This is a genomic window from Bordetella tumulicola (genome assembly GCF_054779135.1).
On record NZ_BAAGYU010000006.1, the window covers coordinates 364,589 to 384,854 of the forward strand.

At 61.2% G+C, this 20,266-nt stretch carries 19 protein-coding genes; 11 read left to right on the forward strand and 8 right to left on the reverse strand.

All coding sequences use genetic code 11. The features are described from left to right. The first annotated feature begins 30 nt into the window (after nt 1-30). The 5 genes from ACYVDM_RS05705 (at nt 31) to ruvB (ending at nt 4,280) form a co-directional block, all read left to right on the forward strand. Complete coding sequence (locus ACYVDM_RS05705; RefSeq protein ID WP_415789442.1) at nt 31-270, forward strand: helix-turn-helix domain-containing protein; 240 nt, start codon at nt 31-33, stop codon at nt 268-270. A 54-nt stretch (nt 271-324) separates the two neighbouring features. After that, nucleotides 325-1,914, forward strand: coding sequence for a bifunctional phosphoribosylaminoimidazolecarboxamide formyltransferase/IMP cyclohydrolase (gene purH / locus ACYVDM_RS05710; RefSeq protein WP_415789444.1), 1,590 nt, complete (start codon nt 325-327; stop codon nt 1,912-1,914). Then, nucleotides 1,914-2,468 (forward strand): crossover junction endodeoxyribonuclease RuvC, encoded by a 555-nt coding sequence (ruvC, locus tag ACYVDM_RS05715; RefSeq protein ID WP_415789446.1) that lies wholly within the window; start codon nt 1,914-1,916, stop codon nt 2,466-2,468. Before purH ends, ruvC begins: the two co-directional genes overlap by 1 nt. Before the next feature lie 105 nt (nt 2,469-2,573). Beyond that, on the forward strand, nt 2,574-3,146 hold the full coding sequence (gene ruvA / locus ACYVDM_RS05720) for a Holliday junction branch migration protein RuvA (protein WP_415789448.1): 573 nt from the start codon (nt 2,574-2,576) through the stop codon (nt 3,144-3,146). Between the two features lie 72 nt (nt 3,147-3,218). Beyond that, complete coding sequence (gene ruvB / locus ACYVDM_RS05725) at nt 3,219-4,280, forward strand: Holliday junction branch migration DNA helicase RuvB (RefSeq protein ID WP_415789450.1); 1,062 nt, start codon at nt 3,219-3,221, stop codon at nt 4,278-4,280. Between the two features lie 142 nt (nt 4,281-4,422). Here the strand turns inward: ruvB and recQ are convergent, their stop codons facing one another. Both recQ and ACYVDM_RS05735 read right to left on the reverse strand, forming a co-directional pair. Then, nucleotides 4,423-6,237, reverse strand: coding sequence for a DNA helicase RecQ (gene recQ, locus ACYVDM_RS05730; protein ID WP_415789452.1), 1,815 nt, complete (start codon nt 6,235-6,237; stop codon nt 4,423-4,425). A gap of 108 nt (nt 6,238-6,345) precedes the next feature. Further along, entirely contained in the window at nt 6,346-7,752 is a 1,407-nt protein-coding gene (locus ACYVDM_RS05735; protein WP_415789454.1) for a fimbrial protein, read from the reverse strand. Nucleotides 7,753-7,916: 164 nt separating this feature from the next. On the opposite strand from ACYVDM_RS05735, the gene ACYVDM_RS05740 reads away from it, so the two are divergent. Both ACYVDM_RS05740 and risK read left to right on the forward strand, forming a co-directional pair. After that, nucleotides 7,917-8,618, forward strand: coding sequence for a response regulator (locus ACYVDM_RS05740; protein ID WP_415789456.1), 702 nt, complete (start codon nt 7,917-7,919; stop codon nt 8,616-8,618). Between the two features lie 15 nt (nt 8,619-8,633). Beyond that, nucleotides 8,634-10,064 carry a sensor histidine kinase RisK gene (gene risK, locus ACYVDM_RS05745; protein WP_415789458.1) on the forward strand — a complete coding sequence of 477 codons (1,431 nt, stop codon included), beginning with the start codon at nt 8,634-8,636 and terminating at the stop codon, nt 10,062-10,064. 63 nt (nt 10,065-10,127) lie between these two features. On the opposite strand, the gene ACYVDM_RS05750 is transcribed toward risK, so the two are convergent. Together ACYVDM_RS05750 and ACYVDM_RS05755 are read right to left on the reverse strand one after the other, a co-directional pair. Further along, nucleotides 10,128-11,156, reverse strand: a complete 1,029-nt coding sequence (locus tag ACYVDM_RS05750) for a cytochrome d ubiquinol oxidase subunit II (RefSeq protein WP_415789461.1) — start codon at nt 11,154-11,156, stop codon at nt 10,128-10,130. Beyond that, entirely contained in the window at nt 11,153-12,496 is a 1,344-nt protein-coding gene (locus tag ACYVDM_RS05755) for a cytochrome ubiquinol oxidase subunit I (protein ID WP_415789463.1), read from the reverse strand. Before ACYVDM_RS05755 ends, ACYVDM_RS05750 begins: the two co-directional genes overlap by 4 nt. A gap of 117 nt (nt 12,497-12,613) precedes the next feature. On the opposite strand from ACYVDM_RS05755, the gene ACYVDM_RS05760 reads away from it, so the two are divergent. The 4 genes from ACYVDM_RS05760 (at nt 12,614) to minE (ending at nt 16,428) form a co-directional block, all read left to right on the forward strand. Further along, nucleotides 12,614-14,377: a glutamine--tRNA ligase/YqeY domain fusion protein gene (locus ACYVDM_RS05760; protein ID WP_415789465.1), complete on the forward strand. Its 1,764-nt coding sequence runs from the start codon at nt 12,614-12,616 to the stop codon at nt 14,375-14,377. 9 nt (nt 14,378-14,386) lie between these two features. Next, nucleotides 14,387-15,223, forward strand: a complete 837-nt coding sequence (gene minC, locus ACYVDM_RS05765) for a septum site-determining protein MinC (protein ID WP_460475322.1) — start codon at nt 14,387-14,389, stop codon at nt 15,221-15,223. Between the two features lie 125 nt (nt 15,224-15,348). After that, complete coding sequence (gene minD, locus ACYVDM_RS05770; protein ID WP_415789467.1) at nt 15,349-16,164, forward strand: septum site-determining protein MinD; 816 nt, start codon at nt 15,349-15,351, stop codon at nt 16,162-16,164. Nucleotides 16,165-16,167: 3 nt separating this feature from the next. After that, nucleotides 16,168-16,428, forward strand: a complete 261-nt coding sequence (gene minE / locus ACYVDM_RS05775; RefSeq protein ID WP_415789469.1) for a cell division topological specificity factor MinE — start codon at nt 16,168-16,170, stop codon at nt 16,426-16,428. A gap of 111 nt (nt 16,429-16,539) precedes the next feature. Here minE and ACYVDM_RS05780 read toward each other — a convergent pair whose 3' ends face one another. The 4 genes from ACYVDM_RS05780 to ACYVDM_RS05795 all read right to left on the reverse strand — a co-directional run bounded on the left by ACYVDM_RS05780 (nt 16,540) and on the right by ACYVDM_RS05795 (nt 20,222). Beyond that, nucleotides 16,540-16,764: a glycine zipper 2TM domain-containing protein gene (locus ACYVDM_RS05780; protein ID WP_415789471.1), complete on the reverse strand. Its 225-nt coding sequence runs from the start codon at nt 16,762-16,764 to the stop codon at nt 16,540-16,542. Nucleotides 16,765-17,036: 272 nt separating this feature from the next. Continuing rightward, nucleotides 17,037-17,570 carry an isochorismatase family protein gene (locus tag ACYVDM_RS05785; protein ID WP_415789473.1) on the reverse strand — a complete coding sequence of 178 codons (534 nt, stop codon included), beginning with the start codon at nt 17,568-17,570 and terminating at the stop codon, nt 17,037-17,039. A 12-nt stretch (nt 17,571-17,582) separates the two neighbouring features. Beyond that, nucleotides 17,583-19,256 carry an energy-dependent translational throttle protein EttA gene (ettA, locus tag ACYVDM_RS05790; protein WP_415789475.1) on the reverse strand — a complete coding sequence of 558 codons (1,674 nt, stop codon included), beginning with the start codon at nt 19,254-19,256 and terminating at the stop codon, nt 17,583-17,585. 57 nt (nt 19,257-19,313) lie between these two features. Continuing rightward, nucleotides 19,314-20,222 (reverse strand): DMT family transporter, encoded by a 909-nt coding sequence (locus ACYVDM_RS05795; RefSeq protein WP_415789478.1) that lies wholly within the window; start codon nt 20,220-20,222, stop codon nt 19,314-19,316. Nucleotides 20,223-20,266 lie beyond the last annotated feature (44 nt).

Sequence of the window (20,266 nt, forward strand, 5' to 3'; positions counted from 1 at the left end):
TACTCACCTCCAACTATAAAAGCTGTACAAATGAGTAAGAAAGATGTCCTGGAAGACTGCGTGCGCGCCAGCCTGGCTCGCTATTTCGAAGACTTGGGCGACTCCGAGCCTCACGACATGTGGGATATGGTGATGCGTTGCGTCGAACGCCCGGTGCTCGAAGTCGCGCTGGAACGGTCGGGCGGAAACCAGTCCCGAGCCTCCGAAATATTGGGCATCACCCGCAATACGCTGCGCAAAAAACTTCAGGCGCACAACATCCAGCCCTGAGCCTCTTCAGCGCTCTGCGCTTCTGACTGTTTTCCCTTTTATCAGCCGTCCATTATGAAAATCGAAACCGCCCTGCTCTCGGTGTCCGACAAGACCGGCATCGTCGAATTCGCCCGCGCTCTGGCCTCACGCGGCGTACGCCTCCTATCCACCGGGGGCACGGCTCGCCTGCTGGCCGAGTCCGGCCTGACGGTCACCGAGGTTGCCGCCCACACGGGCTCGCCCGAAATCCTGGACGGCCGCGTCAAGACGCTGCATCCCAAGATCCATGGCGGCCTGCTGGCTCGCCGCGATAGCGCCGAACACCTGGACACCATCGCGAAACACGGCATCGATCGCATCGACATGCTGGTCGTCAACCTGTATCCGTTCCGCGAAACCGTCGCCAAGCCCAATTGCAGCTTTGCCGACGCTGTGGAAAACATCGATATCGGCGGCCCCGCCATGCTGCGCGCTGCCGCCAAAAACCACGGTACCGACGCCGGTGGCGTCACGGTCGTCATCGATCCGATCGACTACACCCGCGTACTGAACGAAATGGATCAAACGGGCAGTACGTCGTATGCGCTGCGCCTGGAGTTGGCTGCCAAGACCTATGCCCACACGGCCTCCTACGACGGCGCCATCGCCGCCTACCTGACCAGCCTGGCCGAAGCCGCGCCGGCACAAGATGCGGCGCCGGCCCGTCAGGATTGGCCCCGCACACTGACCCTGCAGGTCCAACAGGCACAAGCCCTGCGTTATGGCGAAAACCCGCACCAAAAGGCCGCGTTCTACGTCGACGCTCAGCGCGCGCCCGGCCTGTTGGGCAACTATCGCCAACTGCAAGGCAAAGAACTCTCGTACAACAACATCGCCGACGCCGATGCAGCCTGGGAATGCGTGCGTAGCTTTGACACGCCGGCCTGCGTCATCGTCAAGCATGCCAACCCCTGCGGCGTCGCCGTCGCGCAAGACACCCTGCACGCTTACCAGCAAGCATTCAAGACCGACCCCACGTCGGCCTTTGGCGGCATCATCGCGTTTAACCGTCCGGTAGACGCCGCCACGGCCGAAGCGGTCAGCAGCCAGTTCCTGGAAGTCCTGCTGGCCCCCGCCTATGACGGCGCCGCTCTGGCAGTGCTGGCCGCCAAGAAAAACGTGCGCGTCCTCGAAATCCCCACTGGCGTAGGCCAGAATGATTTCGACATCAAGCGCGTGGGTGGCGGTTGGCTGGTGCAAACGCCCGACGCCTTCCAGGTGCCGCGCGACGCACTCAAGGTGGTGACCAAGCGTCAACCCACCGAGCAGGAAATGAACGACCTGACCTTTGCCTGGAAAGTGGCCAAGTACGTCAAATCCAACGCCATTGTGTTCGTCGGCGGCGGGATGACGCTGGGCGTGGGCGCAGGTCAGATGAGTCGCGTGGACTCGGCCCGCATTGCCTCGATCAAGGCCGAAAACGCCGGGTTGACGCTGGCAGGCTCGGCCGTGGCGTCGGACGCCTTCTTCCCGTTCCGCGATGGCCTGGATGTGGTGGTCGGTGCCGGCGCAACGTGCGTGATTCAACCGGGTGGCAGCGTCCGTGATGACGAAGTCATCGCGGCAGCCGATGAACATGGCATTGCCATGGTGCTGACCGGCACGCGTCACTTCCGCCACTAATGCGTGTTCTCGGCATCGACCCCGGCCTGCGCCGCACCGGTTTCGGTGTGATCGATGCCGATGGCATGCGACTGCGTTACGTCGCCAGCGGCACCATCGTGGTCCCGCCGGCGCTGACGCTGCCAGAGCGTTTGAAAGTGATTCTGGACAATCTGCGGCAAGTCGCGCGCGATACACAACCGGATGTCGCCGCGCTGGAAATTGTCTTCCTGAATACCAACCCCGCATCAACCCTGCTGCTGGGGCAGGCGCGTGGCGCGGCACTCTGCGCGCTGGCAGACAGTCAACTGGCGGTGCACGAATACACGGCGCTGCAAATAAAAAAGGCGGTCGTCGGCACTGGCCGAGCGGCCAAAGAACAAGTCCAGATGATGGTGCAACGCCTGCTATCACTGGATGGCGTCCCTGCGCCTGACTCCGCCGACGCCCTGGCCTGCGCCATCTGCCATGCTCATGTCGGCCCCCTGCAAGCACGGCTGAGCGGGCTGGCAGGCGCGTCTTCCCCCCTGGGGAGCGGCCGCGCACGGGTGCGGCGCGGGCGATTGGTGATCTAAGTAGACGACCGCAAGGCCTAAGGCGACCCACACACCGTATAGAATGCCTGCAACACGCGGCGCAACGCGCGCCCTCTTACACTCGTTTGTTGGTATATCGACACCATGATCGGACGCATCACCGGAACCCTGATCGAAAAACTCCCGCCCACGCTGTGCGTGGACGTCAATGGCGTGGGCTACGACATCGACGTTCCCATGAGCACGCTGTACAACTTGCCCGATCTGGGATCGCGGGTAACGCTGTATATCCATCTGACGGTCCGCGAAGATGCGCACATTTTGTACGGATTTGCCACGGCTAGTGAACGCAGTGCGTTTCGCGAGCTGATCAAAGTCAGCGGCATTGGCGCCCGCATCGCGCTGGCGGTGTTGTCGGGGATGTCGGTAGGGGATCTTGCGCAGGCGATCACGCTGCAAGAGCCCGGCCGGCTGACACGCGTACCGGGGATTGGCAAGAAGACTGCCGAACGCCTGCTGCTGGAAATGCGGGGCAAACTGGGCGCCGACCTGGGCGTCGCGGCGCACGCGATCCCCGACGCGCAGACCGACATTCTGAATGCCCTGCTGGCGCTCGGTTACTCGGACAAGGAATCGCAGACGGCGCTCAAGAGTCTGCCCGACAGCGCGAGTGTGTCGGACGGGATCCGTTTGGCTCTCAAATCGCTGGTGCGCTGACCCTGCGTGGTGGTGTACCCTGCGGGGTGTACGATCCCTGCCCGCCGGCGTTTTTCCAGCCCGTTCTGAACTATGGCCATCCAGTCCGATTCGCTTTCCTCTTTGCCCGACGCTCCTCGTCTGGTCACACCGCAACCGGTATCACCCAACGAAGAGTCCATTGAACGCGCCTTGCGGCCCAAAGCCCTGCAAGAGTATGTGGGGCAGCGACGCGCCCGCGAGCAGCTTGAGATATTCATTCAGGCGGCGCGCAATCGCGGCGAGGCTCTGGATCATGTACTGTTATTCGGTCCGCCCGGGCTGGGCAAAACAACGCTGGCACACATCATCGCGCACGAAATGGGCGTGCAACTGCGCCAGACATCCGGACCCGTGCTCGAGCGACCGGGCGATCTGGCAGCACTGCTGACCAACCTGGAAAAAAACGACGTCCTGTTCATCGACGAAATTCACCGCTTGTCACCCGTCGTTGAAGAAATTCTGTATCCGGCACTCGAAGATTTTCAGATCGACATCCTGATCGGCGAAGGCCCCGCTGCCCGCAGCGTCAAACTGGATCTGCAGCCCTTTACGCTGGTCGGCGCCACCACGCGCGCAGGGATGCTGACCAATCCGCTGCGTGACCGTTTTGGCATTGTGTCGCGCCTGGAGTTCTATAACGCAGAAGACCTGGCACGCATCGTGACGCGTAGCGCGGGCCTGCTCAATGTCGAAATCACCCCTGATGGTGCGAATGAGGTCGCGCGGCGCGCACGCGGCACGCCGCGTATCGCCAACCGCTTGTTGCGGCGCGTGCGTGACTATGCGCAAGTCAAATCGCGAGGCATCATCGATACTGACTCGGCCAATCGCGCGCTAGCGATGCTGGAGGTCGACCCTCAAGGCCTGGACCTGATGGATCGCAAGCTCCTCGAGGCCATCATTCACAAATTTGATGGCGGGCCAGTGGGCGTAGACAGCCTCGCGGCAGCTATTGGCGAAGAGCGTGACACCATCGAAGACGTGATCGAACCCTACCTCATTCAACACGGCTATCTGCAGCGCACGCCACGCGGACGCACGGCCACGCTGACGACCTGGCGACATTTGGGTCTTACGCCGCCTTCAGACAGCGCGGAGTTGTTCGGCAAGTAAATACGCGGACGTCCCCCCGACTTGAACTGACCCCAAGGGTTGGACTGGTGTTCGACTTCTTGGGGTCAGTTCAAGTCCAGGGGCGTCTTTGCATGGATCAATCCGAGGCTCGCCCTACCACAGGGCACCGCAGATGCGTGGGCTATTGCACCAAGCGCAGGATATCCTCGCCATAAGCCTCGAGCTTGCGCGCCCCGACGCCGCTGATGTGGCCCAGGTCTTCCATGGACGCTGGCCGGGCCATCGCGATTTCACGCAGCGTTGCATCGTGAAAAATCACATAAGCGGGCACGCCGTTGTTCTTCGCAATCTCGCCGCGCCAATTGCGCAGGGCATTAAACAGCGGCTGGGCTTCGGTAGGCAGATCAACGATGACCGCGCGAGTCCGATTGCTCGACTTCGAACTGCGGGGTTTCTTTTCGGATTCGCGCCGCAGCATCAATTGATGCTCGCCCTTGAGTACCGCGCGGCTGCCCTCGGTCAGGGCCAGCGTGCCATAGCCCTCGTGATCCACGGTCAGCAAGCCCTGAGCCAGCAATTGGCGCAAGACGCCGCGCCACGCGTTGTCGGACAGGTCGGCCCCAACGCCAAATACACTCAGGGTGTCGTGCCCATGCTGGCGTGTACGATCAGTGACCTTGCCACGCAGGATGTCGATGATGTGGCCCGCCCCGTAACGCTGCCCTCGCTCTTTCCATAGCCGATAAACGGCCGACAGCACTTTCTGTGCGGCGACGGTGCCATCCCAGGCCTGCGGCGGCTCGAGGCAGACATCGCAATTCCCGCAGGCCGTAATCGTCTGCCCAAAATACGCCAGCAGGCGCACGCGTCGGCACTCTACGGTCTCGCACAGCCCCAGCATCGCGTCGAGCTGTTGCCCCAATCGCCGCCGATACGACTCGTCCCCCTGGGACTCGTCAATCATCCTGCGCTGCTGCACCACGTCTTGCAAACCATAGGCCAACCACGCCGAGGCAGGCAAACCATCGCGACCCGCCCGGCCCGTTTCCTGATAATAGCCTTCCACCGATTTGGGCAAATCAATGTGCGCGACAAACCGGACGTCAGGCTTGTCGATCCCCATGCCGAAGGCGATGGTCGCGACCATGACGATGCCGTCTTCGCGCAAAAAACGTGACTGGTTCCCGGCCCGTACTGCGGGATTTAACCCGGCGTGGTACGGCAACGCGTTAACTCCGTTCTGGCAAAGAAAATCGGCGGTTTCCTCGACACGAGCGCGTGACAAGCAATACACCACACCCGAATCGCCCTCGTGCTCGGTGCGGATCAGCTCCAGCAACTGACGGCGCACTTCGTTTTTTTCGACGATGCGATAGCGAATGTTCGGGCGATCAAAGCTCGCCACAAAATGCTCGGCGTGATCCAACGCCAGACGCTGCGCGATCTCGACGCGTGTGGTCGCCGTCGCAGTCGCCGTCAGGGCAATGCGCGGCACGTCGGGCCAGCGCTCGTGCAGCATCGACAGCCCAAGGTACTCGGGGCGGAAATCATGCCCCCATTGCGATACACAATGCGCCTCGTCAATCGCAAACAGGGCAATGCGGCCACGCTCGAGTAATTGCAGGCACCGATCGGTCAGCAATCGCTCGGGCGCCACGTACAGCAGGTCGAGCTCGCCATTCAGAAAGGCTTGCTCGACCTCGCGCGCCACGCGCCAGTCTTGTGTCGAATTGAGAAACGCGGCGCGTACCCCCAGCTCGGTCAGGGCGTCGACCTGATCTTGCATCAACGCGATCAGGGGGGACACCACGATACCGGTACCCGGGCGGACCAGCGCGGGCACCTGGTAGCACAGCGATTTACCACCACCGGTAGGCATCAAGACCAGCGCATCGCCACCGTCGATGACATGATCGACAATGGATTGCTGGTCGCCTCGGAAGGATTCGTAACCAAAAACGCGCTGCAGGACGTCCTGGGCGCGCGGGTCAGACATGGGAAGTAGCGAAAAACGTCATGGCGGCGATTTTAAGCCCCATTGCGATTCCCTGGGGCGCAGGGGTGCACAATTTGACCTCGCCCGCTTTTCCGCGCCGTTGCCGCGCTACCACGACAACCATCGCCCATACATAAACGTATCGACCGGCATACTGATGCCCGCGCGCACTTCATAGTCGCCGGTCACCACATCGCGATCGGCGCCAACGGCCAACCGGACGGTGGGCGCGACCAGCATGCTGTGTTCCAGACCAAAGCGCTGCTCCACCGAGACGCCGGCATCCTGCGTATCGGTATACGTCCCGGTCAGTGTTCCCCAACCAGACAGCGGAACGCCCGCCGCCAGAGTATTACGCATTTGGGGTGCGATTCCTGCCCCGTTGCGGTACGAGGCCAGATCCCCAAACCCGGCATCAATGTGCTCATTCGTCACCGCCAGGCTGACCGACTCGGCCAGGTTGACGCTGTAACCAAAGCGATAACGCCAGGCGTTCACACTGTCAAAGGTACTTTGTGTCGCGCCAAAGGCGAACGCACCCAGATCGCCTGCGGCATACGTCGTCCCGACACCCTGCGTCGCCAGATTCGGCGCGCTCTGCATTTGGCTCTCCACGGTGAGCGCCGGCGTCAGCCCATAGCGTAGCGATCCGCTACCGGCCGTCACGCCATAATCGATCGCCCCCGACGACGCGGCCGTGTCGGTGTAGTTGAGCAGGCCCACCGACGACGAATAAGCCAACGCGCCCTCAGGCAGCGTTTGTATTCCGCCACGCCAGCCAGACGAGACTTGCAGGCCACCGATGGGGACCGTGCCGCCCCAGATCGGTGCGTTGGCAGTCAAATTACCCAGAGACAGCATGGGCCCCTCGGCGTCACGATAGGTCCATCGCCCCCCGCTATAAGCAAAGCCCTGCTGCGACCCGACGGCCGAAAACCAGGGGTGGGTAGAGGGATGCGCGCGCGTTACCAATATGACGGGATGCTCGGCCGCCAGTTCCGTCGTCTCCAGCCCAAAAGAATACGATTGCTCCGGCACCGACGCGATATCGGGGAACAGACTGGCGCATTGGACGGGCAAGGGGGCCGCGGGCGCATCGATCTGCAATGACGCATCGATCAACCCCTCGGCCGGCGACATCTCGCACGGCATGGGATCGAGCGGCAGCTCACGCAGCGGTATGTCGGCAGCGGGCGCGACCGGTATCGAATTGGCGGGCGCCAACGCGCCGATGCCCTCTCGAGAGGCGCGTTCGATCGCATCCTGTATCAACCGGGCGACGGGCACGGCCGTCTGTTTGGGCTCGAGATCCGCAATGCTGCCAGGTGGCGCCGTTGTGCTCAACAAGCCATTGGGGACGGGATCGCGAGCCGCCGCTGCGATGTCCAGGGGCGGCTCAACCGACGCACACGCCCCCAATCCCCCCACACACACGGATATTGCCGCCAATGGCAGCCGTGCCGCCCGCCTGCCCGAGCGCGCGCATATAAACAGGGTTTCGAGCAAAATAGACATCGGAAAACAAAACATCAGCAAACGTTCATCAGCAAACGCGAAAATTCAGGCACGATTTTAGTGACTCTACATACCGTCTTCGTGAAATACCTGCACAGCCACGGTATATTTCAATCCGTTTCTGCCCTCTTGCTCCCAAGCCATTCCACGGCCACTATGGTGACATGGATACTCCTCATACCAAGCTGCTGGTCGTCGATGACGACCCCGCCTTACGGCAATTGCTCGCTGACTACCTGAATCGCCACGGTTACGATACGCTGTTGGCGGCCGATGCGAGCGATCTGCCCGCGCGCATTGCCCGTTACGCGCCCGACCTGCTGGTGCTGGATCGCATGATGCCCGGCGGTGATGGTGCGGATGCCTGCCGTCGCCTGCGCGAACAGGGCGAAGACCTCCCCGTTATCTTGTTGACCGCCCGCGATGAAACCGTAGACCGCATCATCGGCCTGGAGGCTGGCGCAGACGATTATCTGGGCAAACCGTTCGATCCGCGTGAGCTCCTGGCGCGTATCGAGGCCATCTTGCGCCGCAAGCGCGGCCCTTCGGCCTTGACCAAAGATGCCCCGGTGACTTTCGGCCCCTTTACGTTCGACCCCGCTATGCGTCAACTGCTGCGCGACGGCGAAGTCGTCAAGCTGACCGGAGGTGAGATCAACCTGCTGGAAGCACTGGTTCGTAATGCAGGCAAGCCCTTGTCGCGCGAGCGACTGCTGGTCCTCGCCCGCGACGATGATGCGGGCGAGCGCAACGACCGCGCGATCGACATCGCCATTCTGCGTCTGCGCCGCGCCATCGAAGACGACCCCAAACAACCTCGATGGATCCAGACCGTTTGGGGCATTGGCTATCGATTCTCGCCTTAAACCACGCGACGACGCATGCATCGCCTGACCCGAATTTTATTACCGCGCTCGCTGCGGGCACGCCTTATTCTGCTCGTCCTTGGCGCGGTTCTCCTGGCGCAGGCGGCCACGCTGACCACGGCGTCGTACTATCGCCAAAAATTCATCGAAGATGTGGCGATCAGCTATATCGCCACCACCATTCGTACGCTGCGTGCGTCGCTGTCGCAAATCCCCACCGAGGATCGCGCCGATTTCGTGCGCAACGCCTCGCAGAATCAATGGCGGCTGTGGTCGCGAACGTTGCCCGCAGAAGCCCAGCTTCAGCAAACATACCGGCCTCAGTCGCCTCGCCCTCCCTCATCCGAGTCATCACGCCGGGGGGGTAACGTCCGAGGCGATGGCAATCGACCGCCCGATGACATCCGGCGCGAATTGCGTGGGCCGATCCGTGATCTGAATGACAGACTCAACGACGGCACCCGCGTCGCGCTCTCGCATGGCCCCGATCCCGAAATCTACATATCGCTGGCCCGCAATCCCGACAGCGAGGATGCCCCGCGCCTGCGCGAATGGCTCGTCATCCCGCTCGAACGCCTGGATCCCCCACTGGCCCCCCCCATGATCGCGGCATGGCTGGGCGGACTGGGTCTGGTGCTATTGCTGGCGGCCGGCTTTTCCTGGCACATCACCCGTCCCCTGACTCGCCTGGCCGAAGCCGCCGACCGCTTGGCGGCCGGCCAACCGCAACGCGTCGTGCCCTCTGGTCCGAACGAGACATGGGCACTCGGGGAACGCTTTAACGCCATGCTGGACGCCCTGGCCGAATCCGATTCGGTCCGTCGCACATTGCTATCCGGGCTGCCTCACGACCTGAAAGGCCCGTTGTCGCGTATGTGGCTGCGTATCGAAATGGCCGATGACCCGACGCTGAAAGAAGGCCTGCGCAAAGACCTGCAGGATATGCAGCGCATGGTCGACCAATTTATTGGATTTGTCCGTGGCACCGATCCCGCCGCGTATCGGTACACCCCATTGGTCCTGGCCGAATGGCTGGACGACTACGTCGGTGGCTGGACTAGTACCGGCACCGCGATCACGCTGGACGCGACTGACGAAGCCATGACCATCCAGGGCGATGCGCCCGCACTCGGACGACTGCTGGACAATCTGATCGGTAACGCCTTGCATCACGGCCAACCACCGATTGATATCCGCTTGTATCGTCAAGACCAGCATGCCGTCCTGGACGTGGCGGACCACGGCCCGGGTATCGATCCGGAACGGCGTACGGAGGCATTGCGCCCCTTTGCCCGCCTGGACGATGCACGAACTCGCACCGGCAGCGTCGGCCTGGGCCTGGCGTTGGCAGACGCGATTGCCCGGGCCCACGCAGGCAGCCTCGAGTTGCTGCAGGCCAAGAGTGGCGGGCTGCTCGTGCGTATTCGGTTGCCGTTAATCGCCTGATTTAGCGGCAAAAGCCCGACCGGCACAAGGTGCCAAATTGACGGCATCTCGCCGCAAAAACTGCTAACTACGACGTTCTTTGCCAAACACGGACCGGTACGCCCACAGGTTGAAAATCAACACCACGGGCGCGCCCACCACCGCCGCCGACAACACGAGCCGCATCGACTCGATAGAGGCCGTGCCGTCCCAGAGCGTCATGTCGTCCAGGATCAGGTACGGAAACAGGCTATATGCCAGCCCGGCCAACATCAGCCAGATCAACACCACACACAATACAAACGGCAGCCAATGGTAGGCCGACTCGTGGCGTGGCACCCGCACCAACAGCATTTCGACGAACGAGAAACAAAGCAACATGACCGCCCATACCCCCACAACGGTCGCCAATCCACCTGGGTTGCTCCATTTGTAGAAAATCCCGGCATTTGCCAGTCCCAGCATGACCGAGGTGCCTACCATGCCCACCGCCGTCCAGCGGATCGCATGACGCGCCCAGCGCGCCGCGCGACGCTGTAAGTCGCCATCGACACGCATCACTAGCCAAGCCGCTCCCAGCAATCCATAGGCCGCCACCACACACAGCCCGATCAGAACCGTAAACCAGCCGTAGCCGGAGGCCGTCTGATAACCCGTGGCGATGCGCCCCAGGATCAGGCCTTGGCCAAAAGCGGTCGCCAGCGATCCCAGGCAGAATCCGAAAATCCAGCGCGGCTTGGTCTCGGCACGCGCCCGAATCCGAAATTCAAAGGACACACTGCGCAACATCAGCCCCAGCGCCATCAGCGCAAGCGGGCCATACAGCCTGCCGAACACCACCCCCCACGACAACGGGAAGGCCGCGGCACACAAGCCTATCCCCAACAGGGGCCAAAATTCGTTGGCGTCCCGCCATGGGCTAAGCAAGCCCATCATGCGCCCGCGTTCGTGGGCCGGCGCCAACGGCAGCAACATGCCCACGCCGATATCAAAGCCATCGAGCACGACACCGCCGGCGATTAACAAAAACAGCAGGCCCATGAACACCAACGGGATCCAGAATGTCGGATCATTGGCACTCACGCCCAGCGAAGCAGCCAGCGCAGCGATCATTGGGCCCCCCCTCCGGGTTTGCGTACCGGTACGACCCCGTAGCGGACTGCGTGAAACAACATGCTGTTAAAAGCCGCGATCAGCACGATATACAACACGCTATAGCCCACCAGACCCAACGCCAGTGCAGCTGTGCCGGTCGTGCCCAGCACCTCGGTTTGCGTGATCGTGCCGTTGACCGCATACGGCTGCATCCCCACCAACGAAAAAACGCCTCCCGCCAGCACGGCGAGGCCGCCGGTGTACACCATGCCCACCATCAGGCGTAGCCACCAGCGAGGCAAGTGAGACGGATCCAGCCCACGTCGCGCCGTCAGGATCAGGGTGGCCCACGACATCAGCAACATCAGCCCGCCCAACAGCAACACGGCACGCAACAACCAGAACGTCAGCGCCACCGGTGGCCGCATACCTGAATACGTGTCCAGTCCCAGGTACTGCCCGTGGGTATCGCGGCCCAGCCATTCACCGCCTGCCTGGTCCAGCGTCCAGGCAAAACGATTTTTCTCGGCCCGATGATCTGGCCACCCAAATAGCGTCCAGCTGGGCTCGGCACCGCTGTGCCAATAACCCGCGGCCGCAGCGGCCTTGGCGGGTTGATGCTCCGCCATGACACGTGAGGCGCCAGCGAGCACGGGAATCTGCAGCGCAGAGGCCACCACCGCCACCACCAGTGCCGTCTTGAACGTGCAACGCTCTCCGTCGTCCAGGGGACGCCGCAGCGCATGCAAGGCCGTGACCCCCAGCATCAGGAACGCCGCCGCCAACGCAGACCACAGGGCCATCAAGCCCAAGTTCCATCCCAGGGAGGGATTGAAAATCACCGCATTCCAGTCGTAAACCCGATATCGGGCATCGATCAGTGTCGCTCCCGCGGGTGTCTGGACCCATGATTGCAGCGACAGCACCCAAAACAGCGTCGCCGCCTGCCCCACCGCCACCATAAACACGGCAAAGGTGTGTACGCCATCCGAAACGCGCCGCTGACCGAACAGCATGACGCCCAGAAAACACGACTTCAGAATAAATACCGACAGCACGCCAAAACCCACGAGCGGTCCAGCGATATTGCCTATTTTGTCCATCAGGCCCGGCCACAAACTGCCCAACTGGATCAGGACGGGCAGCCCGGAGGCCAACGCCAACACAAACGACAGGGCGAAAAAACGCACCCAAAACCGATAGGCGGCCGTCCACCCGGCCCGCCGGGGTCCGTGCGTACACAACTTAAAAAACAGCAACAGCCAGGCCAGCGCGAACGCCAGGGCCATGAACAGTGCCAGGAAACTGAGGCTGGTCGTAAACTGGATGCGAGCCAGTAGTAGGGGAACAATATCCATGATGGCCGGTAGTGTAGAGCCTGTTTTCGATACGTGGGAGACGGGTTTACGACGGCACCTTCAGCTGAACGTGGCAAAATTGACGCTTTGCTGCTGCATTTACTTATTCCATTGAGCATGACCACCGCCCCCACCACGTCTGCCGCCACCAACTTTCTGCGCAACATCATCGACGATGACCTGCAGGCCAACCGCTACCAAGGTAAGCGCTGGGCCGGTGTGCCCGGTCCCGCCTCGGTACAGTCTCAAGGCGAGCCTGATCCCGCGCGGATCCGCACTCGGTTCCCGCCCGAGCCCAACGGCTATTTGCACATTGGCCACGCCAAGAGCATCTGCGTCAACTTCGGTCTGGCGCGCGAATACGGGGGGGTTTGCCATCTGCGCTTTGACGACACCAATCCCGAAAAAGAGGACCAGGAATACGTCGATGCCATCGCCGAGGCCGTGCACTGGCTGGGTTTCGACTGGAAAGCCGACGGCAACGATAACCTGTATTTCGCCAGCGACTACTTCGAGTTCATGTACGAATTCGCCCAGGCGCTGGTGCAGGCCGGCCACGCCTACGTCGACGAGCAAACACCCGAGCAGATCCGCCTGAACCGCGGCACCCTGACCGAACCGGGTACGGCGTCGCCCTGGCGTGACCGTCCTGCCGCCGAGTCGCTTACCTTGCTGGCGGACATGCGCGACGGCAAGTACCCCGACGGCAGCCTGGTGTTGCGCGCCAAAATCGACATGACCTCGCCGAATATCAATCTGCGCGATCCTGTCATGTATCGCGTGCGACACGTCACCCACCACCGTACCGGCAACAAATGGTGCATCTACCCGATGTACAGTTGGGCACACCCGGTCGAAGACGCCCTGGAAGGCATCACCCACAGCATCTGTACCCTGGAATTCGAAGACCAACGCCCGTTCTATGACTGGATCCTGGCGCGCTTGGCCGAATTGGGCAAACTAAGCCATCCTTTGCCGCGCCAATACGAATTCGCGCGCCTGAACCTGAGCTACGTCGTCACCAGCAAACGTAAATTGCTGCAACTGGTGCGCGAAGGGTACGTCGACGGCTGGGATGACCCGCGCATGCCGACACTGTTCGGTCTGCGTCGGCGCGGCTACACCGCCGCGGCCATCCGGCTGTTCTGCGATCGCACGGCCGTCTCCAAATCCGACTCTCGCATCGACTACAGCCTGCTCGAACAAGCCGTCCGCGACGACCTGGATCCCATCGCCGCCCGTTCGGTGGCCGTGCTGGACCCCGTCAAATTGGTCATCACCAACTATCCGGCGGGCCAGGAAGAGCTTTGCTCGGCCCCCACAAACCCTCACGACCCAGCAGCCGGCAAACGCGAGTTTCCCTTCTCGCGCGAGCTCTGGATCGAGCGCGACGACTTCCGCGAAGAACCGCCAAAGAAGTACTTCCGCCTGTTCCCGGGCAACACCGTCCGCCTGAAATACGGCTATGTCGTACGCTGCACCGGTTTCACTAAAGATGAGTCCGGCCAGATTACCGAGGTTCAGGCCGAATACCTGCCCGACACCAAGAGCGGCACGCCCGGCGCCGACAGCGTCAAGGTCAAGGGCAACATCACATGGGTCAGCGCCGCACATGCCGTGCCGGCTCGCGTCCATTTGTACGACCGTCTGTTTTCTGATCCCCACCCAGATGCCGGCGATAAGGACTTTCTGACCTGCCTGAACCCGAACTCGCGCAAAACGGTCGATGCCTGGCTAGAGCCGGGTACCGTGGCCACGCCCGGTGCCACCTGGCAATTTGAACGGCTGGGCTATTTCACCGCAGACAGCCAAGACTCCACGCCTGACGCCCCGGTACTCAACCGCATCGTGACCCTGCGCGACTCCTGGGCCACGGCCTGATTGATAACTATGACTACCGATTCCCTAGCCCTGGATTTCAAAAGTGCCACGCTGTATGCCATACGCGTGGTCCTGCATAGCGCCGATCTGACACATTTGTCCACCGCGCTCGATCAACGCATGGCCGACGCCGGCAGTTTCTTTGAAAACGAACCTGTCGTCGTAGATGCCAGCCGCGTGACGGACCCTGTCGACTGGACCGCCCTGATCGCCGCGCTGCGCGGCCACAATCTGCCACCCATTGGGGTGATCGCCGAGGGGGACAACCTCACGTCCGCCCAGGCCGCGGGCCTCACGCCCGTCGAACTGTCCACACCGGTGGCACGTCCTGCCGCCACCGTCGAAATGGCCTCAGCCTCCGTCGCGACACCCGTACCTAGTGTGGCGGCCAAGGATCCGACGACGAATGCCGCCAAGCCAAGCGAGCCAGGACCCGCCGATGCCGAGGCCACAGACGCCAAGGCCGCCGCAGCCAGCGCGGAAGCTTCCGCGCAGCCCGAGCCCCTGCCCACCACCGCGCTGGTCATCACAAAGCCCCTGCGCTCGGGTCAGCGTGTTTATGCACGGCATACGGATCTGGTCGTGATCGGTATGGTGAGCCAAGGCGCCGAAGTCATTGCCGATGGCAATGTGCACGTCTATGGCCCCTTGCGCGGCAAAGCCATGGCCGGTGCGCGCGGTGATACGTCCGCACGGATTTTCACGACCCAGCTTGACGCCGAGCTTCTCGCCATCGCGGGTGTCTACCGTGTGGTAGAAGCGAAGCTCGACAGCGCGCTGCATAACCAGCCTGCTCTGGTCTATCTCGACAACGAAACACTCAGCGTCGATGCATTAAAAAAATAAGCAACACCACGCGGATTCGCCTCGGTACACCGTACCGTTAGCGAGACCTACAACTTGTAAAAAGCCTTACAGTGCTTTTTGCTTTACGATAACGCGATTTCCTCGAACATAAAGGTTAATTAGTCATGACACGAATTGTGGTGGTGACTTCCGGAAAAGGCGGGGTCGGCAAAACGACCACCAGCGCCAGCTTTTCCTCCGGCCTGGCCATGCGCGGCCACAAAACCGTCGTCATCGACTTTGACGTCGGCCTGCGCAACCTGGATCTCATCATGGGCTGCGAACGTCGCGTCGTGTATGACTTCGTCAACGTCATCCAGGGCGAGGCTTCGCTCAAGCAGACGCTGATCAAAGACAAGCAGCTGGAAAATCTGTTCATCTTGCCAGCGTCGCAAACGCGCGACAAAGACGCGCTCAGCCAGGAGGGCGTTGAGAAAGTCATCAACGAGCTCAAAGAAATGGGCTTCGATTACATCGTTTGCGACTCGCCCGCCGGTATCGAAGCAGGTGCCCTGATGGCCGCCTATTTCGCGGATGACGCATTGGTGGTGACCAACCCCGAAGTCTCCTCGGTACGCGACTCCGATCGCATTCTGGGCATTCTGGCCGCCAAATCTCGCCGCGCCATCGAAGCCGACGAGCCCGTCAAAGAGTTCCTGCTGCTGACGCGCTACAACCCCAAGCGTGTCAATGACGGCGAAATGCTGTCCCTCGGCGACATCGAAGACATTCTTCGCATCAAGCTGATCGGCGTCATTCCGGAATCAGAGTCCGTACTACAAGCCTCCAACCAGGGCGTGCCTGCCATTCATTTGCGCGAAACCGACGTCGCCGAGGCTTATAAAGACGTCGTGGCTCGTTACCTGGGTGAAGAAAAACCGCTGCGTTTTACGGATTACAACAAACCCAGCCTCCTCAAACGCCTGTTCGGAGGAAAGTAAGCGATGTCCTTCCTGTCGTTTCTGCTTGGGCAGAAAAAAACTTCGGCTGTAGTCGCCAAAGAACGCCTGCAGATTATCCTGGCACACGAACGTACGGGTCGCGGCTCATCGCCCGACTACTTGCCACAATTACAGCAAGAGCTGATCGCCGTTATTTCCAAATACGTGAACATCAACCCTGAGGACATCCGGGTGCACCTGGAACGCCAGGACACACTCGAAGTCCTGGAAGTCAAAATCGAAATGCCCCAAAAAGAAGCCTGACCACGGCGACTTTTGTTGTCCCATACAACACAAGGCCCCGGCAGATTTTTCTGCCGGGGCCTTGCTGTATTCGGGCATATCAGGTGCGCAGGACGCTACTTACCGTGCTCCCTACTTGCCAACCTGGTTCCCGATGATGCCACCCAATGCGGCGCCCCCGACAGTCCCCAGCACGCCGCCGTTCGTAATCACGGCCCCGGCCAGGCCGCCTGCGGCCGCGCCACCCACGGTGGCCTTATCTCGATGGCTCATGCGATCCCAGGACGAACAGCCCGCGGCAGATGCGGCCAGCACGACCGTCATTACAATTTTTGAGATAGTTCCGATTTTCGTCATAATGAGACTCCTGTTTTTGCCACCGGACCGTTCCAAGACAACATATCCTGGGACAACCTCGCCACATCATGGCAAGCGTGGGGCACCTTCGCCCGGGAAAGCTCACAAACCTGGATCGAGCCGGGTTCGCCTATATACAATATTCCCCGTATTACTACGAACACACAGCATCGCAGAAAGTGCACTGCCTAGCTGTGAGGGATCACCATAAATTGTATCGATGCGTAGGTATAAACCCTGATATAGACGCGAAACGTTGCCGCTTGTCGGGCTTATTTCACCAGTCGTAACACATCACGAAAACGCGGATGGTCGCAGCTCTCCAGCCATTCGAACAGGGCCATCTCGGCTGTGATGACCGTTGCTCCGGCGGCGCGCATGCGCCGCAAGCCCGCATGCTGATCCGATGCACGACGCGATCCCGCCGCATCCGCCACCAGCACCGCGCGATAATCCAGCGCGAGCAGGCCCATGATCGTTTGCAGCACACACACATGAGCCTCCCAGCCGGCGACCAGGATCGTGCGTCGCGCCGGTGGCAACCAAGCCTCGAAGCCTGGCTCACCCATCGCTGAAAAATGCCGTTTTTGAAACACCGCCTGTACCGAATCGTTCAGGGACGCAATCGTCGCGCCCAGCGCCGAGCGATTGTGCTCGGTCGCCACCACCGGGACCTCCAGCAGCCGAGCGCCCTGCGCCAACTTGCAGGCCGTCGCCGCCGACGCCTCCCCGTTCATGATCGCGGGCTGCAGACGTTCCTGCATGTCCACAATCAATAAGGTTGAATCGGCAGCTCGCAGCAACATGGCGGCCCCGGCTTACTTCAGTGCCTTGTAGCGCAGACGACGCGGCTTGGCGCCTTCTTCGCCCAGGCGACGTTTCTTGTCGGCTTCGTATTCTTGATAGTTGCCGTCAAAAAACACCACTTGCGAATCACCCTCGAACGCCAGGATATGAGTCGCGATACGATCCAAGAACCAACGATCATGGCTGATCACCATGACGCTGCCGGGGAACTCCAGCAAGGCATCCTCGAGCGCCCGCAACGTTTCCACGTCCAGATCGTTAGAGGGTTCGTCCAGCAGCAGGACGTTACCGCCCGCGACCAGCGTCTTGGCCAGATGCAGGCGGCCACGCTCGCCGCCTGACAACTGCCCGACGACCTTGTTCTGATCCGCGCCCTTGAAATTAAAGCGACCGAGATAAGCGCGCGACGACATTTCGAACTTGCCAACCGTCAGCAAATCAGCACCATCGGCGACCGCGTCGAACACGGTCTTGGCGTCTTGCAGCGAATCGCGCGACTGATCGACAAACGCCACCTGCACCGTCTGACCCAGCGTCACACTGCCCGAATCCGGCTGCTCGCGGCCGGAGATCATGCGAAACAACGTTGACTTACCGGCGCCGTTGGCGCCGATGATGCCCACAATCGCGCCTGGCGGCACCTTGAAGCTCAGGTTGTCGATCAGCAAACGATCGCCGTAGGCCTTGCTGACGTTATTGAACTCGATAACCTCGTTACCGAGACGCTCGCCGACTGGAATGAAAATTTCCTGGGTTTCATTGCGCTTTTGGTATTCGTACGATGACAGTTCCTCAAACCGCGCCAAACGCGCCTTGGCCTTGGCCTGACGCCCCTTGGGGTTTTGACGCACCCATTCGAGTTCCTTCTTGATTGTCTTTTGGCGTGCCGATTCGGAAGACTCTTCCTGTTTGAGGCGAGCGTCCTTTTGCTCGAGCCAGGAACTGTAATTGCCCTTCCAGGGAATACCGTAACCGCGATCGAGCTCCAGAATCCACTCGGCCGCGTTATCCAGGAAATAACGATCGTGGGTCACGCCCACCACCGTGCCAGGGAATTTATGCAGGAATTGTTCGAGCCACTCTACGCTTTCGGCATCCAGGTGGTTGGTCGGCTCGTCCAGCAGCAGCATATCGGGCTTGGACAGCAGCAAACGGCACAACGCCACGCGGCGCTTTTCACCGCCCGACAGGTTGCCCACTGTCGCCTCCCAGGGCGGCAAGCGCAACGCATCCGCGGCGATTTCCATCTGGTGTTCAATATCGTCGGCGCCACTGGATGCCGCTGCGGCAATCACCGCCTCAAGGTCGGCCTGCTCGGCCGCCAACGCGTCAAAATCCGCATCTGGCTCGGCATAGGCAGCGTACACCTCATCCAGGCGTTTCTTGGCCTGCACCACCGCCCCCAGACCTTCTTCGACGGCTTGGCGCACCGTATGTTCGGGGTCCAATTGCGGCTCTTGCGGCAAGTACCCGATGTTCAAGCCCGGCATGGGCACGGCTTCGCCTTCGATATCCTTGTCCACGCCGGCCATGATCTTGAGCAACGTCGACTTGCCCGACCCGTTCAGGCCCAGCACGCCGATCTTGGCGCCGGGAAAAAACGAAAGAGAAATATCACGCAAAATCTGGCGTTTCGGCGGCACGATTTTGCCGACGCGATTCATGGAGTAAACGTATTGGGCCATGGGCTCGTATGTAAATAGACGGATCAACTAGAAGCCATGATTGTAGGCCGGATTGCCTCAAGCCGGCCGCGCCGCCGGCCGAGGCCGCCACTGCGCGAGCATTACACCCGCCAGCGCCATCATCCCTCCCACAATGTGATAACCGTGCGGCACCTCCCCCAACATCGCCGCCGCAATAGCCACCGTGCCCACCGGCATCAAATTCAGAAAAATACTTGACCGGTTCGGCCCCAGATACTGCACCGCCTGCATCCACAAATACGGCGCAAACAGCGACGGAAAAATCCCCGCATACAGCACCAGCGGAATATTCGCGTCAGTCAAGGGCGACGCTACCGACAGCAAAAACACCGGCAACTGAAACAACAACCCGAACAATATCTGCACATAGAGCGACTGCCACACCTTGATAGGCAACGGCCAGCGACGCAGCAAAACCCCATACGTCGCATAAGCAAGCGCCGCGACGCCCATCAACGCATCCCCCCGGCTGCCACCCACCTCCAGCAACCGTAAAGGATCCCCCTCGCTCAACAACACCCCCAACCCCAACAGCGACAACACGCCGCCCGCCACAGCCGCCCAGGTCGGCCACTCCCGCAGCACCACACATACCAACACAATCGTCAGCAGAGGCACCATCGCCGTAATAATGCCCATATGGGTCGCGGTCGTCGTCTCCGCCGCCACATAAATCAGCCCTTGATACACCGCCATGCCCAGCGCACCCAACACCGCCAGCTTGCCCAACGCCGGCACAATCACCCGCCAGTCGCGCACCACACTCGGCAAAACAAAAGGGGTCAACAACGCCGCGGCCAACGCCCACCGATAAAACCCGATCGAAGCCGGCTCAATCACCCCCGCCGCCATCTTCGTCACCACCATATTCATCGACCAGATCAACACCGCCGACAGGGGAAACAACATATAGCGCATAGACGGCACGGCAACAGCATTCGACATCACATCCCACCTTCCGCAAGCAAAGCCGGGATATTACTGCTCTC

Excerpts from the sequence above, each read along its gene's own strand:
- ruvB (WP_415789450.1), top strand. The coding sequence starts at position 3,219 with ATGGCCATCCAGTCCGATTCGCTTTCCTCTTTGCCCGACGCTCCTCGT.
- recQ (WP_415789452.1), bottom strand. The coding sequence starts at position 6,237 with ATGTCTGACCCGCGCGCCCAGGACGTCCTGCAGCGCGTTTTTGGTTAC.
- ACYVDM_RS05755 (WP_415789463.1), bottom strand. The coding sequence starts at position 12,496 with ATGGATATTGTTCCCCTACTACTGGCTCGCATCCAGTTTACGACCAGC.
- ACYVDM_RS05760 (WP_415789465.1), top strand. The coding sequence starts at position 12,614 with ATGACCACCGCCCCCACCACGTCTGCCGCCACCAACTTTCTGCGCAAC.
- ACYVDM_RS05735 (WP_415789454.1), bottom strand. The coding sequence starts at position 7,752 with ATGTCTATTTTGCTCGAAACCCTGTTTATATGCGCGCGCTCGGGCAGG.
- ACYVDM_RS05795 (WP_415789478.1), bottom strand. The coding sequence starts at position 20,222 with ATGTCGAATGCTGTTGCCGTGCCGTCTATGCGCTATATGTTGTTTCCC.
- risK (WP_415789458.1), top strand. The coding sequence starts at position 8,634 with ATGCATCGCCTGACCCGAATTTTATTACCGCGCTCGCTGCGGGCACGC.
- ettA (WP_415789475.1), bottom strand. The coding sequence starts at position 19,256 with ATGGCCCAATACGTTTACTCCATGAATCGCGTCGGCAAAATCGTGCCG.
- purH (WP_415789444.1), top strand. The coding sequence starts at position 325 with ATGAAAATCGAAACCGCCCTGCTCTCGGTGTCCGACAAGACCGGCATC.
- ACYVDM_RS05780 (WP_415789471.1), bottom strand. The coding sequence starts at position 16,764 with ATGACGAAAATCGGAACTATCTCAAAAATTGTAATGACGGTCGTGCTG.
- ACYVDM_RS05705 (WP_415789442.1), top strand. The coding sequence starts at position 31 with ATGAGTAAGAAAGATGTCCTGGAAGACTGCGTGCGCGCCAGCCTGGCT.
- ACYVDM_RS05750 (WP_415789461.1), bottom strand. The coding sequence starts at position 11,156 with ATGATCGCTGCGCTGGCTGCTTCGCTGGGCGTGAGTGCCAATGATCCG.
- ruvC (WP_415789446.1), top strand. The coding sequence starts at position 1,914 with ATGCGTGTTCTCGGCATCGACCCCGGCCTGCGCCGCACCGGTTTCGGT.
- minE (WP_415789469.1), top strand. The coding sequence starts at position 16,168 with ATGTCCTTCCTGTCGTTTCTGCTTGGGCAGAAAAAAACTTCGGCTGTA.
- ruvA (WP_415789448.1), top strand. The coding sequence starts at position 2,574 with ATGATCGGACGCATCACCGGAACCCTGATCGAAAAACTCCCGCCCACG.
- ACYVDM_RS05740 (WP_415789456.1), top strand. The coding sequence starts at position 7,917 with ATGGATACTCCTCATACCAAGCTGCTGGTCGTCGATGACGACCCCGCC.
- ACYVDM_RS05785 (WP_415789473.1), bottom strand. The coding sequence starts at position 17,570 with ATGTTGCTGCGAGCTGCCGATTCAACCTTATTGATTGTGGACATGCAG.
- minD (WP_415789467.1), top strand. The coding sequence starts at position 15,349 with ATGACACGAATTGTGGTGGTGACTTCCGGAAAAGGCGGGGTCGGCAAA.
- minC (WP_460475322.1), top strand. The coding sequence starts at position 14,387 with ATGACTACCGATTCCCTAGCCCTGGATTTCAAAAGTGCCACGCTGTAT.